Raw genomic sequence first — 13,901 nt, 5'->3', positions numbered from 1 at the left:
TCACTGCCTTAACATACGCCCGGCCATGCCGGGCGTTTTTCTTTTCCGCGCGCTCAGGCCAGGCCCGGCGTCGGGCTGTCGCCCAACAGCGCGCGGACGCTGGCCACCAGATCATCAAGACTGGCGTCGTGCATCCCGAGCTTACTCAACGCCTGCTCCAGCGAAAACAGGTACTGGGCGTTGGTGCCGAGCGGCCCGCTGGCCCGGGCGATCAGCGGAGCAATGACCTGGGCGCTGGTATCCGGCTCAAACAGCGGATGACGCGGATCCATAATAAACACCAGCGCATTTACCGTCCGCCCGTCGTCCAGCTCCAGCTTGCACCAGGTGGGCAGATAGCAGCCGGTAATCATCTCCCGTTTCCACAGCAGCGTCAGCTCTTCTTCCAGCGTGTCGTCCGGCAGACGATAAGCGACGCCGGTGGTTCGACCGCCCTCTTTCAGGGCCAGCATACGTCCCGGCTGGCAGGCGCTCCCGCGCCCGGCGGTCAACCGCAGGCAAAACGCGCGGTGCCAGCCCGGCAGCGTGCCAGTGCAGGACTCGCGATAATTGAGCGCCGGGTTCCAGATAAGCGAACCGTAGCCAAAGATCCATACTGAGCCATCATCCGGGCGGCAGGCCAGCGTCGCCGCCAGCGAGGCTGCGCGTTGTTCTGCCGACCAGAGTAGCGATTCCTCAATAGCGCCAAACGCTGTCTTACAATCCGCATTCATTAAGAAATCACGAGTTAACACTGTTTACTACCTCCGCCACTGCCCGCTTCCCGGCGTTCGTCTCATGCATCCGTCAATATTGCTGAAATATTATCCAGCTTTATCTTTCAATAAGCAATCAGCGGGGCGCTGGCAAGCATAAAAGCGGCGTCAGCAATTATTTTTTCTTATGCCACTTATCGTCATCGCCTTTCTCGTAGCTGTTTTTCACCGCCGCCCAGGCGACTTTGTGCGCCGTCTCTTCACGGCTGGCGTCATCGCGCCGCTCCTCTTTATCTTTATATTGATCCCAGGCGCTGTTAAACGCTTCTTTATAAATTTCCTGCGCATGGGCAGGCAGAACATGCTGAACGCTGTCGGGGAGCTCTTGTTTACTGTTATAGGGCATAATGACCTCCTGTTTGAGCATAAAATTTAAGTCTGGAACGCAGGCGGCAGGCTATCAAGCCGATGATGAGTTAAAAATTAATTTTAGTAATCATCTGAATAGTAAGTATAAAAATAGCGTAATCGCAAATTATAATAAACTAATCAAGATATCTCCCGATACCCGTAAACTTAAGTAAAAATCCAGCAGAAATTTAGCAATATCTGTTACTTTATCGCCCTGCGTTTTTATAATTATAACACCTGCATAAATGGAGATGGTTCATGACCCATGCACATGAGGCGGTAAAAACCCGCCATAAGGAGTCTTCCCTCGTCTTTCCGGTGCTGGCGCTGGCGGTGCTGTTTTTCTGGGGCAGCAGCCAGTCACTGCCAGTGGTTATCGCGATTAATATCCTCGCGCTGGTCGGTATTTTAAGCAGCGCCTTCAGCGTGGTCCGCCACGCCGACGTCCTCGCCCACCGCCTGGGCGAACCCTACGGCTCCCTGATTCTCAGCCTGTCGGTGGTTATCCTTGAGGTCAGTCTGATCTCCGCGTTGATGGCCACCGGCGACGCCGCGCCGACCCTGATGCGTGATACGCTCTACTCCATCATTATGATCGTCACCGGCGGTCTGGTCGGTTTCTCCCTGCTGCTGGGCGGGCGTAAATTCGCCACCCAATATATGAATCTGTTCGGCATTAAGCAGTATCTTATCGCCCTGTTTCCGCTGGCGATTATCGTGCTGGTGTTTCCCATGGCGCTGCCGGGCGCGAACTTCAGCACCGGGCAATCGCTGCTGGTGGCGGTGATTTCGGCGGCCATGTACGGCGTTTTCCTGCTTATTCAGACCAAAACCCATCAGAGTCTGTTTGTTTATGAGCATGAAGACGACGGCGATGATGACGACCCGCACCACGGTAAACCGTCCGCCCACAGCAGCGGGTGGCATACCGCCTGGCTGCTGGTGCACCTGGTGGCGGTGATCGCCGTCACTAAAATGAACGCCAACCCGTTGGAAACGCTGTTGACCAGCATGGATGCCCCGGTGGCCTTCACCGGCTTCCTCGTGGCCTTGCTGATCCTGTCGCCGGAAGGCCTTGGCGCGCTCAAAGCGGTGCTCAACAATCAGGTACAGCGGGCGATGAACCTGTTCTTCGGCTCCGTGCTGGCCACCATCTCGCTGACGGTCCCGGTGGTCACCCTCATCGCCTTCCTGACCGGCAATGAGCTGCGCTTTGGCCTTGGCGCGCCGGAGATGGTGGTGATGGTCGCCTCGCTGGTGCTGTGTCATATCTCCTTCTCCACCGGACGCACCAATGTGCTGAACGGCGCGGCCCATCTGGCGCTGTTCGCCGCCTACCTGATGACCATTTTCGCCTGACCCCGCTTGCCCGTCCGGCGGAGTCCGGGCGAAAAAAAAGCCTGCCGGTTTTGACGCCGGCAGGCTTTTTCAGTGATGCGGTCAGGCTTACTTGCTGGTATCCAGCTCGTCGAAGCTTTTCACCAGATCGTCAATCGCTTTCATCTGCTTGAGGAACGGCTCCAGTTTATCCAGCGGCAGCGCGGACGGGCCGTCGCATTTCGCGTGGTCCGGATCCGGATGCGCTTCGATAAACAGACCGGCGATACCCACCGCCATACCAGCGCGGGCCAGCTCGCTCACCTGCGCGCGGCGACCGCCGGAGGCAGCGCCAAACGGGTCGCGGCACTGCAGCGCGTGGGTGACGTCGAAAATAACCGGCGAGTTGTTGGAGGCTTTCTTCATCACGCCGAAGCCGAGCATATCCACCACCAGGTTGTCGTAACCGAAGTTAGCGCCGCGGTCGCAGAGGATCACTTTGTCGTTACCACCTTCGATGAATTTATCGACGATGTTACCCATCTGGCCCGGGCTGACGAACTGCGGTTTCTTGACGTTGATCACCGCTCCGGTTTTGGCCATCGCTTCCACCAGGTCAGTCTGGCGCGCGAGGAAGGCGGGAAGCTGGATCACGTCCACGACGTCAGCCACCGGCTGCGCCTGGCTGGCTTCATGAACGTCGGTGATGATTTTCACGCCAAAGGTCTGCTTCAGCTCCTGGAAAATCTTCATCCCTTCTTCCAGACCCGGCCCACGATAGGAGTGGATGGAGGAACGGTTGGCTTTATCAAAGGAGGCTTTGAAGACGTAGGGGATGCCAAGCTTCTGCGTAACGGTGACGTAATGTTCGCAGATGCGCATCGCCAGATCGCGTGACTCCAGCACGTTCATCCCGCCGAACAGCACGAACGGCAGGTCGTTCGCTACGTTGATATCACCAATGCTAACCACTTTTTGTTTCATAAATTCGCCTTATCAGGGTGTAACCGGAATGGTTCCAGACTAATGCAATGTAATTTGTTTGTGCGAAATCGTGTTGATTTGTGCGCGGATCATCTCGCTGATCGGATCCTCCGGACACTGCTCGACAAAATAGCTCAGGTCCAGCAGCGCCACGTGATCGCAATCCAGCTGGGCGTATATCAGCCCGCGGTCGCGGATCTCATACGGATCTTCCGGGTTAAACTGCAGCAGCGCTTCGCTGGCGCGCAGGGCCAGCTCCATCTGCCGCTCTTCCATCAGCGCCGACTTCAGGGTGTCCAGCAGCTTGCGGATCACCTCGGCGTTATCCGCTTCGTCGAGATCTTCATTAAACAGTTCCGCCACCGGCCCGATGTTGCCCTTCAGCCATACCTCCAGGGTATGTTCGTCGAGGGTTTCGCCGTTGAACGGATTAATCAGCCACATCTCTTCGCTGGTTTCCGGGTCCGCGCGCAGCAGCATCTGGGTCGGGAAGATCACCGGCACCACCGGCAGCCCCAGGCGCTGGGCGATCCACAGCAGGATCGCGCCTAATGACACCGCGCTCCCCTGGCGGTTGACCAGCACTTTATCGAGCCATAGCGCGTCGGATAGACGATAAACGCCCTGCGAGGCGCCAAAGCCCCACTCCTCGTAAAACAGCGCCAGCAGGCGTTCTATCTGGCGTTCCTGGTCCCACGAAGGCGCAATCTCCTCCTGCGCGAGGCGCAGCAGCCGCTGCAGCTCTTCCTCGACAAAACGCGTCGGAAAATCGTCGCGGACCTGTTCAGAAATGAGGACCATGCCATCACACAATGGCGCTTTGTTAAATTCGAAATCCGCTAATGACCCCATGACCTACCCCAGTATCGGTATTCTTGTGATGGCGAGTTGAATGATGATAAACAACACCACCAGCGCCAGCAGGAACGCGATAAAGCGGCTCTGCTGGCTGCGCGGACGACGACGGCCCAGCGCGATAAAACCTAATGCGATGTAAATGATAACGCCAAACAGCTTTTCAGTCAGCCATGCGCCGTCTTCTGTGAACGGCAGGTAGTGCGTTATCGCCATTAATCCCGCACCGCTGAGAAACAGCAGCGTATCGCTGCAGTGCGGCGCAATTCGCACCCACCGCTGGTTCAGCAGCGGGCTCTGGTGATACATCCACCAGTAACGTAAAACGAACAATCCTACCGACACCACCACGCTGGCGATGTGCAGGTAGAGGACAGCCGTGAATAAGTTCATCAGCCAACGTTCTCCATGTCGGGTAAACGTCCGAGGGTCAGACGCTCATTGTCGCCATAGTCGCGGCAGGTCGCGACATCCAGATAGCCCGCCTCGCGGAACAGGGCGCGTACCGCTTCGCCCTGGGTCCAGCCATGCTCCAGCAGCATCCAGCCGCCGGGCTGCAGATACTGCCGCCCCTCGCGGATAATCTGCGCCAGATCGGCCAGCCCCTGGTCGCCTGCCACCAGCGCCGTCAACGGCTCAAAACGCACATCGCCTTCGGCAAGATGCGGGTCGGCGGCGTCGATATAGGGGGGATTGCTGACGATCATGGCGAAGCGCTGCCCGGCCAGCGCACTGAACCAGTCGCTTTGCCGTATCGTCACGTTAGCAATGCCCAGATGGGCGGCATTACGCAACGCCAGCGCCACGGCGTCCGGCATCACGTCCACCGCGATCACTTCACAGTCAGGACGTTCGCTGGCCAGCGCCAGGGCAATGGCGCCGGTCCCGGTGCCGAGGTCGAGAATACGGCACGGCGCGACGGGCAGACGCGCCAGCGCCTGCTCCACCAGACATTCGGTATCCGGGCGGGGGATCAGCGTCGCCGGGGAGACAAACAGCGGCAGCGACCAGAACTCCCGCTGCCCGACCAGATGGGCGATGGGCTCCCCGCGCTGGCGTCGCTGCAGGAGCGCCTCCAGCGTCGTCGCCTCGTCGGCGGACAGCGTCGTTTCGCCGAAGGCCAGGATCCAGGTGCGCGCCCGACCGGTGACGTGTCCCAGCAGGATCTCGGCGTCGCGTCGCGGACTGTCGCTCTCCGCCAGGCGGGCGATTGCCTGCTGCAGCCAGGCCTGAAAGGTCATCATTCCTGCTCGGACAGCGCCGCCAGCTGATCGGCCTGATGTTCCTGGACAATCGGCTCAATCAGCATGTCGAGTTTGCCCTCCATCGCCTCATCGAGACGGTAAAGGGTCAGGTTGATGCGGTGGTCGGTCACGCGGCCCTGCGGGAAGTTGTAGGTACGGTTGCGATCGCTGCGGTCGCCGCTGCCCAGCAGGTTGCGGCGCGTGGAGGCTTCCGCCTGCTGACGCTTGGCCACTTCGGCGGCGCGGATCCGCGCCCCCAGCACCGACAGCGCCTTGGCTTTGTTTTTATGCTGGGAACGTTCGTCCTGACACTCCACCACGATGCCGGTGGGCAGGTGGGTAATACGGATCGCCGAGTCGGTGGTGTTAACGTGCTGACCGCCCGCGCCGGAGGAACGGAACGTATCGATGCGCAGATCCGCCGGGTTGATATCCGGCATTTCCGCCTCCGGCAGCTCCGGCATCACCGCCACCGTACAGGCGGAGGTGTGGATACGCCCCTGCGACTCGGTGGCCGGCACGCGCTGCACGCGATGGCCGCCGGATTCAAATTTGAGCCGACCATAGACGCCGTCGCCGCTGATCTTGGCGATCACCTCTTTAAAGCCGCCGTGTTCACCTTCGTTGGCGCTGAGGATCTCCACCTGCCAGCGGCGCGATTCCGCGTAACGGGTGTACATGCGGAACAGGTCGCCGGCAAACAGCGCCGCTTCGTCGCCGCCGGTCCCGGCGCGCACTTCCACGAAGGCGTTACGCTCGTCATCAGGATCTTTCGGCAGGAGCAGGACCTGTAGCTGTTGCTCCAGCTGTTCGCCTTTATCTTTGGCGTCGCGCAGCTCTTCCTGCGCCATTTCGCGCATTTCCGGATCGTCGAGCATCATCTGCGCGGTTTCAATATCCTCCTGCACCTGACGCCAGTCGGTATAGCAGCGCGCCACATCGCTTAGTTGAGCATACTCCCGCGACAGCGCGCGGAATTTATCCTGATCGGCAATCGTCGCGGCATCGCCGAGCAGCGCCTGCACTTCTTCGTGGCGCTCGTACAACGCTTCCAGTTTGGCAACAATAGAAGACTTCATAGGCGTGAATTCACCCTGTCCTGAAAATAAGAGAAAGGTGCGCTATTCCAGCCCGAGGCTGTTGCGCAGAATATGCAGGCGTTCGTCGTCCCCGTCACGGGCGGCCTGCTGAAGTGATTTGGTTGGCGCGTGGATCAGGCGGTTGGTGAGCTTACGCGCCAGATCCTGCATAATTTCCTGGGCATCACCGCCCTGCTCCAGCGCGGCCAGCGCCTTCGCCGTCAGCTCCTCACGGACCTGCTCGGACTGAGAACGGTATTCGCGAATGGTCTCGCTGGCGCTCTGCGCGCGCAGCCAGGCCATAAATTCGCTGGTCTCCTGCTCGACGATCGATTCCGCCTGCACCGCCGCGGCCTTACGCTGCGCCAGGTTATGCTGAATGATGTTTTGCAGATCGTCGACGCTGTAGAGGTAAGCGTTAGCCAGTTTGCCGACCTCCGGTTCGACGTCGCGCGGGACGGCGATATCCACCAGCAGCATCGGCTGGTTGCGCCGCGCCTTGAGCGCACGTTCCACCATGCCTTTGCCGATGATCGGCAGCGGGCTGGCGGTGGAGCTGATAATGATGTCGGCCTCTTTCAGCCGTTCGTCGATATCGCTGAGGGCAATCACCTCGGCGCCCACTTCTTCCGCCAGCGCCTGGGCGCGTTCACGAGTGCGGTTGGCGATCACCATTTTGCGCACGTGATGTTCGCGAAGATGGCGCGCCACCAGTTCGATGGTTTCACCGGCGCCGACCAGCAGCACCGTCACGCTCGACAGGGATTCAAAGATTTGCCGCGCCAGGGTACAGGCGGCGAACGCGACGGAAACGGCGCTGGCGCCGATATCGGTTTCGGTACGCACGCGCTTGGCCACCGAAAACGATTTCTGGAACATCCGCTCCAGTTCGCTGACGTTAAGATGGCCGCGGCTGGAATCGGCGAAGGCTTTTTTCACCTGACCGAGGATCTGCGGTTCGCCCAGCACCAGCGAATCAAGGCCGCTGGCGACGCGCATCAGATGGCTGACGGCATCGTTATCCTGGTGCCAGTAGAGGCTTTTACGCAGGTCTTCTTCATTGAGGCCGTGGTAATCGCACAGCCAGCGGATCAGCGCTTCCTGCAGGTTATCCTGCTCTTCGACGCTGAGATAGAGTTCCGTGCGGTTGCAGGTCGACAGCACCACCCCACCCTGCACCATCGGCTGAGCCAGCAAGCTCTCCAGCGCCTTATCGAGCGTTTCCGGCGAAAACGCAACGCGTTCTCGCAGGGCGACCGGAGCTGTTTTGTGATTGATGCCAAGAGCTAAAAGGGTCATTGTGAGGGAGTAGTACCAGCGTTGCTAAGGTTAGTCTGAGTGCATCATACAGGATGCGCGTAATCAATAAAAGAGAGGCTCCCCTTTTGGAGTAATAGCCAAAGCAAGACCGCCATTAAGGTTAATTTTTTGATTTCAGACAACTTGAACGTAGACGCTATCGCCCGGCGACGCTAGCATTAAGGATTATAAATGTAACCTGCTACACAAATCGGCCCGCTGTTCCCCTGCCGCCGGATTTCACTGTAGACATCAAGGATTTGTCATCATTATGAATCGACTGTTCCGCCTGCTGCCGCTGGCCAGCCTCGTCCTGACCGCTTGTTCTGTTCATACCCCCGAGGGGCCTGGCAAAAGCCCGGATTCGCCGCAGTGGCGCCAGCACCAGCAGGCTGTTCGCAGCCTCAACCAGTTCCAGACCCGCGGGGCGTTTGCCTATCTCTCCGATGAGCAAAAAGTCTATGCCCGCTTCTTCTGGCAGCAGACCGGCCAGGACCGCTATCGCCTGCTGTTGACCAACCCGCTGGGCAGCACCGAGCTGTCGCTGACCGCGCAGCCTGGCAGCGTGCAGTTGATCGACAACAAAGGCCAGACCTACACCGCCACCGATGCCGAAGAGATGATTGGCCGCCTGACCGGGATGCCGATCCCGCTGAACAGCCTGCGCCAGTGGATCATCGGCCTGCCGGGCGACGCCACCGACTATTCGCTGGACGATCGGTACCGTCTGCGTGAACTGAACTACACGCAAAACGGCAAAACCTGGCACGTCACCTACGGCGGCTACACCAGCGATACCCAGCCCGCCCTGCCGTCTAATGTCGAGCTGAACAATGGCGCCCAGCGCATCAAGCTGAAGATGGATAACTGGATCGTGAAATGATGAGCCGCTGGCCCTCACCTGCAAAACTGAATCTGTTTTTATATATCACCGGCCAGCGGGCCGATGGTTACCACACCCTGCAGACGCTGTTTCAGTTCCTCGACTACGGCGATACGCTGACCATCGAACCGCGCGCTGACGGCGAACTGCGCCTGCTGACGCCGGTGGTCGGAGTGCCGGACGAAGAGAATCTGATCGTTCGCGCCGCGCGTCTGCTGATGCGCGCCGCCGGCGAAAGCGGCCGCCTGCCGGCGGGCAGCGGCGCCGATATCAGTATCGATAAGCGCCTGCCGATGGGCGGCGGCCTGGGGGGCGGCTCGTCCAATGCCGCCACCGTGCTGGTGGCGCTCAACCATCTCTGGGGCTGCGGACTCTCGGAAGATGAGCTGGCGACCCTTGGCCTGCAGCTGGGGGCCGATGTGCCGGTCTTCGTGCGCGGCCATGCCGCCTTTGCCGAGGGGGTAGGTGAAATTCTGACGCCGGTGGAGCCTGAGGAAAAATGGTACCTGGTGGCCCACCCGGGCGTCAGTATTCCGACGCCGATCATTTTTCGCGACCCGGAGCTACCACGAAATACCCCGCGCCGGTCAATTAATACGTTATTAAATTGTGAATTCAGCAACGATTGCGAGCTTATCGCAAGAAAACGTTTTCGCGAGGTTGATGCCGCGCTTTCCTGGCTGTTAGAATATGCGCCGTCACGCCTGACCGGCACAGGGGCCTGTGTGTTTGCTGAATTTAACACCGAATCCGCTGCCCGTCAGGTGCTGGACACTGCCCCGGCATGGCTAAATGGCTTTGTGGCGCGCGGAGTAAATCTCTCGCCGCTCAAGCAGGCCCTGCTCTGAATCCTGCGCCGTGAGGGCGCATCGTTCATGAGTCAGCCGGGGAAATTGAGTTACGGTGACAACGTCACCCTGTTCCAGACGTTGCATCGTGCTCTTTAAATACACCGACTGGATCGAATGGCGCCAGCCCGCACATTATTGGCCCATTCATCCACCACTGGACGCATGCCTGAGGTTCTTCTCGTGCCTGATATGAAGCTTTTTGCTGGTAACGCCACCCCGGAACTAGCACAACGTATTGCCAACCGCCTGTACACTTCTCTTGGCGACGCCGCTGTAGGTCGTTTTAGCGACGGCGAAGTCAGCGTACAAATCAATGAAAACGTACGCGGTGGTGATATTTTCATCATCCAGTCCACTTGTGCTCCCACCAATGACAACCTGATGGAACTGGTTGTTATGGTTGATGCTCTGCGTCGTGCTTCGGCAGGTCGTATCACCGCCGTTATCCCTTACTTCGGTTATGCTCGTCAGGACCGTCGTGTTCGTTCTGCTCGTGTGCCAATCACCGCGAAAGTGGTGGCAGATTTCCTGTCCAGCGTCGGCGTTGACCGCGTGCTGACCGTTGACCTGCACGCAGAACAGATCCAGGGCTTCTTCGATGTGCCAGTTGATAACGTGTTCGGCAGCCCAATCCTGCTGGAAGATATGCTGCAGCTGAACCTGGACAACCCGATCGTGGTTTCTCCGGACATCGGCGGCGTGGTTCGTGCTCGCGCTATCGCTAAACTGCTGAACGATACCGATATGGCTATCATCGACAAGCGCCGTCCGCGCGCCAACGTCTCCCAGGTGATGCATATCATCGGCGACGTCGCGGGTCGTGACTGCGTGATGGTCGACGATATGATCGACACCGGCGGCACCCTGTGTAAAGCGGCAGAAGCGCTGAAAGAGCGCGGCGCGAAACGCGTATTCGCCTACGCGACGCACCCGATCTTCTCCGGCAACGCTATCCAGAACATTAAAAACTCTGTGATCGATGAATTTGTCGTCTGCGATACCATTCCGCTGGCACCAGAAATTAAAGCGCTGGATAAAGTGCGTACTCTGACGCTCTCCGGTATGCTGGCTGAAGCTATTCGCCGTATCAGCAATGAAGAATCAATCTCTGCTATGTTCGAACATTAATCGAGCCGAGCACAAAAACCCGCTGCGGCGGGTTTTTTTGTCTCTGAATTTTTAATTCTTCCACAAAATCATTCGGCATGCGTCAAGGCGGCAAGTGAATGAATCCCCGGGAGCGTACAGGCAGTACGTGACCGGGGTAAATGAACGCAGCCAACACAGAGGCATCCCGAAGGATGATGTGGCAATGACCGATGCCTCCTTCACCTGCCATTCAGTTGACAGATGATGCGCTCATGGATGAAACATTATTGTGAATAGATTATTTTCCTCACATGTGATGCCTTTCCGCGCCCTCATCGACGCTTGCTGGAAAGAAAAGTACACCACTGCCCGCTTTACCCGCGACCTGATCGCCGGGATCACCGTCGGGATCATTGCGATTCCGCTGGCGATGGCGCTGGCGATTGGCAGCGGTGTGCCGCCGCAGTACGGCCTCTATACCTCAGCGGTGGCAGGGATTGTGATCGCCTTAACCGGCGGATCGCGCTTTAGCGTTTCCGGACCGACCGCCGCCTTTGTGGTGATCCTCTATCCGGTTTCCCAGCAGTTCGGCCTGGCGGGGCTGCTGGTGGCGACGCTGATGTCGGGGATCTTTTTAATGCTTTTCGGCCTGGCGCGCTTTGGCCGCCTGATCGAATATATCCCGCTGTCGGTCACCCTCGGCTTCACCTCCGGGATCGGTATCACCATCGGTACCATGCAGATTAAAGATTTCCTCGGCCTGCAGATGCCCCATGTGCCGGAACATTATCTGCAGAAAGTGGCGGCGCTGGCGATGGCCCTGCCGACCATTAACGTCGGGGACGCCGCCATCGGCGTCGTCACCCTCGGCACCCTGATCCTCTGGCCGCGGCTGGGTATCCGTCTGCCGGGCCACCTCCCGGCGCTGCTGGCCGGCTGTGGGGTGATGCTGGTCGTCAACTTGCTCGGCGGCGATGTGGCGACGATCGGCTCGCAGTTCCACTATCAGCTGGCGGACGGCACTCAGGGCAACGGCATTCCGCAGCTGCTGCCGCAGCTGGTGCTGCCCTGGGATATGCCGGGTTCCAACTTTACCCTGAGCTGGGCTTCGCTGCAGGCGCTGCTGCCCGCGGCTTTCTCCATGGCGATGCTTGGCGCTATTGAATCTCTGCTGTGCGCGGTGGTGCTCGACGGCATGACCGGTACCAAACATAAAGCCAACAGCGAGCTGATTGGCCAGGGGCTGGGCAACATCGTTGCGCCGTTCTTCGGCGGGATCACCGCCACCGCGGCGATTGCCCGCTCGGCGGCGAACGTCCGCGCCGGCGCCACATCGCCGATCGCCGCCGTGATCCACGCCCTGCTGGTGATCATGGCGCTGCTGATCCTCGCCCCGCTGCTCTCCTGGCTGCCGCTGTCGGCGATGGCCGCCCTGCTGCTGATGGTGGCATGGAACATGAGCGAGGCGCATAAAGTCATCAATCTGCTACGCCACGCGCCGAAGGACGACATCGTGGTGATGCTGATGTGCATGTCGCTGACGGTGCTGTTTGATATGGTGATCGCCATCAGCGTCGGGATCGTGCTGGCTTCGCTGTTGTTTATGCGCCGTATCGCGCGCATGACCCATCTGGCGCCGGTCAACGTCGAAGTGCCAGACGACGTGCTGGTGCTGCGGGTGATCGGTCCGCTGTTCTTTGCCGCCGCCGAAGGTTTATTCAACGACCTGGAGACCCGGATCGCCGGCAAACGCATCGTGGTGCTGAAGTGGGACGCGGTGCCGGTTCTCGACGCCGGCGGTCTGGATGCCTTCCAGCGCTTTGTGAACAAGCTGCCGGAAGGCTGCGAATTGCGCGTATCTAACCTCGAATTTCAGCCGCTACGCACGTTAGCGCGCGCCGGCGTCAAGCCGCTGCCCGGACGCCTGAGCTTCTACCCCGATCGTCAGGCCGCGCTGGCTGACCTGTGATCACCCGGCGGCAGGCCCCTGCGCCTGCCGCATCAAGGCTCCGGTCGCCTGCTGCAGCCAGCTCAGCACCGCCGGCGTCATCCAGGTGCCCTTCATCAAATGCGGCTCCTGCTCCATTGCCTGACGAAACTTCTGCAACGTCTGCGGCCGGGTGCCGGCGTAGGACTGAAACAGCTCAAGCCACGCCCGGGCCAGCGCCTGACCCGACGCCGAATCCGGCGCTACGCCCTCACGGCACGCCTGATGCAGCTTCGCCACCAGCGCTGGCCACTCCTGTAGCCGGTCGAAGTAGTGCCGGCGGGTGAACGCCATCTCCTCGTCGTCGAGATACCGCGCCCAGATAGCCAGTTTGCTTTCGGCAAAGGCTTCGGTGATAAAGGCAATGATGGCCGGGGTGACGCCGGTCTGTTCAACCATTTGCGGCTCGGCGGCATGCATCTCGTTCAGGCGGGTCAGAAACTCCGGGCGCCCGGCCGTATCCTGCTCCAGGCGCTCCATCCAGCGCGTCGCCAGACTCATCGCCTGCGGACTGTCCGTCGGGCAGCCGCTCGCCATCAGCGTCTGCACCTCCTCTGTTAGCTCGCGCCACGCCTGCGCGCGCTGTTCATCCTGTGCCGCAAACGGCAGCACGGCTAACTCCTGTTGACTAAACCAACGATCGTACATTTTCATTAACTCCAGCGTCTGTAGCCAGGACTCCAGATCGGGTTCATTGCCGCTCGCCAGCGCCTCGCGCAGCGCCAACAGCCGGTCGCGCAGCCTGCCGACATCGCGCAGCTGGTCATTAAGCGTCTCTATCTGCTGCGTCAGCAGTTCGGGTAGCGACAGCGTTCGCCGATCGAGATAGTCCTTGATGGTGGCGAGCGTCAGCCCGGTCTGCGCCAGCGCCTTGATCATATGCAGGCGCTGAACCGCGGACAGGTTATAGAGCCGATAGCCCGCCTCGCTTCTGGCCGAAGGCGTTAACAGCCCCGTCTGTTCATAATGATGCAGCGTACGCACCGTCAGCCCGGCGCGCTTCGCCAGCTCTCCCACCTGAATTAACATGACTGCTCCTCTCTGTGGCCAGGTCCGCTACTCTGCTGCCTGACGTAACGTCAGGGTCAAGCGAAAAACGCGCTTGATATTCACTTTTGGCGGCAACCATAGCATCACGAAGGTCAGGTCGGAATGGGGGTCGTCAAATGGCGGGAAAAAGAAGAAGAGATAACGAGAGGCACAGTAA

At 59.6% G+C, this 13,901-nt stretch carries 14 protein-coding genes; 5 read left to right on the top strand and 9 right to left on the bottom strand.

Annotated features, from left to right (window positions below):
* Positions 1–53: 53 nt before the first annotated feature.
* Both ABLV52_RS08165 and chaB read right to left on the bottom strand, forming a co-directional pair.
* Positions 54–734 carry a gamma-glutamylcyclotransferase gene (locus ABLV52_RS08165; RefSeq protein WP_023290144.1) on the bottom strand — a complete coding sequence of 227 codons (681 nt, stop codon included), beginning with the start codon at positions 732–734 and terminating at the stop codon, positions 54–56.
* 136 nt (positions 735–870) lie between these two features.
* On the bottom strand, positions 871–1,101 hold the full coding sequence (gene chaB, locus ABLV52_RS08160; protein ID WP_064154432.1) for a putative cation transport regulator ChaB: 231 nt from the start codon (positions 1,099–1,101) through the stop codon (positions 871–873).
* A 263-nt stretch (positions 1,102–1,364) separates the two neighbouring features.
* Here chaB and chaA point away from each other — a divergent pair, with 263 nt between their 5' ends.
* Complete coding sequence (chaA, locus tag ABLV52_RS08155) at positions 1,365–2,465, top strand: sodium-potassium/proton antiporter ChaA (protein WP_065881264.1); 1,101 nt, start codon at positions 1,365–1,367, stop codon at positions 2,463–2,465.
* A gap of 87 nt (positions 2,466–2,552) precedes the next feature.
* On the opposite strand, the gene kdsA is transcribed toward chaA, so the two are convergent.
* From kdsA to hemA, 6 genes are read right to left on the bottom strand one after another with little or no spacing between them, the layout of a single operon-like run.
* Positions 2,553–3,407 (bottom strand): 3-deoxy-8-phosphooctulonate synthase, encoded by an 855-nt coding sequence (gene kdsA / locus ABLV52_RS08150; RefSeq protein WP_002910393.1) that lies wholly within the window; start codon positions 3,405–3,407, stop codon positions 2,553–2,555.
* Between the two features lie 39 nt (positions 3,408–3,446).
* Positions 3,447–4,259: an invasion regulator SirB1 gene (gene sirB1, locus ABLV52_RS08145; protein ID WP_017899847.1), complete on the bottom strand. Its 813-nt coding sequence runs from the start codon at positions 4,257–4,259 to the stop codon at positions 3,447–3,449.
* A gap of 3 nt (positions 4,260–4,262) precedes the next feature.
* Complete coding sequence (gene sirB2 / locus ABLV52_RS08140; protein ID WP_008804389.1) at positions 4,263–4,655, bottom strand: invasion regulator SirB2; 393 nt, start codon at positions 4,653–4,655, stop codon at positions 4,263–4,265.
* Entirely contained in the window at positions 4,655–5,503 is an 849-nt protein-coding gene (gene prmC / locus ABLV52_RS08135; protein WP_032453303.1) for a peptide chain release factor N(5)-glutamine methyltransferase, read from the bottom strand. Before prmC ends, sirB2 begins: the two co-directional genes overlap by 1 nt.
* The gene (prfA, locus tag ABLV52_RS08130; protein WP_004203214.1) at positions 5,503–6,585 is read right to left on the bottom strand and encodes a peptide chain release factor 1; all 1,083 of its coding nucleotides are present in this window, start codon (positions 6,583–6,585) and stop codon (positions 5,503–5,505) included. The genes prmC and prfA overlap by 1 nt, the downstream gene beginning before the upstream one ends.
* A 42-nt stretch (positions 6,586–6,627) precedes the next feature.
* Positions 6,628–7,884 (bottom strand): glutamyl-tRNA reductase, encoded by a 1,257-nt coding sequence (gene hemA / locus ABLV52_RS08125; protein WP_023290148.1) that lies wholly within the window; start codon positions 7,882–7,884, stop codon positions 6,628–6,630.
* 271 nt (positions 7,885–8,155) lie between these two features.
* Here hemA and lolB point away from each other — a divergent pair, with 271 nt between their 5' ends.
* The 4 genes from lolB to dauA all read left to right on the top strand — a co-directional run bounded on the left by lolB (position 8,156) and on the right by dauA (position 12,676).
* Entirely contained in the window at positions 8,156–8,767 is a 612-nt protein-coding gene (gene lolB, locus ABLV52_RS08120) for a lipoprotein insertase outer membrane protein LolB (RefSeq protein ID WP_023290149.1), read from the top strand.
* Positions 8,767–9,615 carry a 4-(cytidine 5'-diphospho)-2-C-methyl-D-erythritol kinase gene (gene ispE / locus ABLV52_RS08115; protein ID WP_072096562.1) on the top strand — a complete coding sequence of 283 codons (849 nt, stop codon included), beginning with the start codon at positions 8,767–8,769 and terminating at the stop codon, positions 9,613–9,615. Before lolB ends, ispE begins: the two co-directional genes overlap by 1 nt.
* 183 nt (positions 9,616–9,798) lie before the next feature.
* On the top strand, positions 9,799–10,746 hold the full coding sequence (gene prs / locus ABLV52_RS08110) for a ribose-phosphate diphosphokinase (RefSeq protein WP_002910407.1): 948 nt from the start codon (positions 9,799–9,801) through the stop codon (positions 10,744–10,746).
* Between the two features lie 250 nt (positions 10,747–10,996).
* Positions 10,997–12,676: a C4-dicarboxylic acid transporter DauA gene (dauA, locus tag ABLV52_RS08105; RefSeq protein WP_064157472.1), complete on the top strand. Its 1,680-nt coding sequence runs from the start codon at positions 10,997–10,999 to the stop codon at positions 12,674–12,676.
* Here the strand turns inward: dauA and ABLV52_RS08100 are convergent, their stop codons facing one another.
* Entirely contained in the window at positions 12,677–13,723 is a 1,047-nt protein-coding gene (locus ABLV52_RS08100) for a MerR family transcriptional regulator (RefSeq protein WP_048297769.1), read from the bottom strand.
* Positions 13,724–13,901 lie beyond the last annotated feature (178 nt).

Source organism: Klebsiella sp. GB_Kp056, assembly GCF_040064755.1.
Taxonomy (GTDB): domain Bacteria; phylum Pseudomonadota; class Gammaproteobacteria; order Enterobacterales; family Enterobacteriaceae; genus Klebsiella; species Klebsiella quasipneumoniae.
The sequence above is the reverse complement of the archived record's forward strand: the minus strand, read 5'-3'. Positions and strand labels throughout refer to the sequence as shown.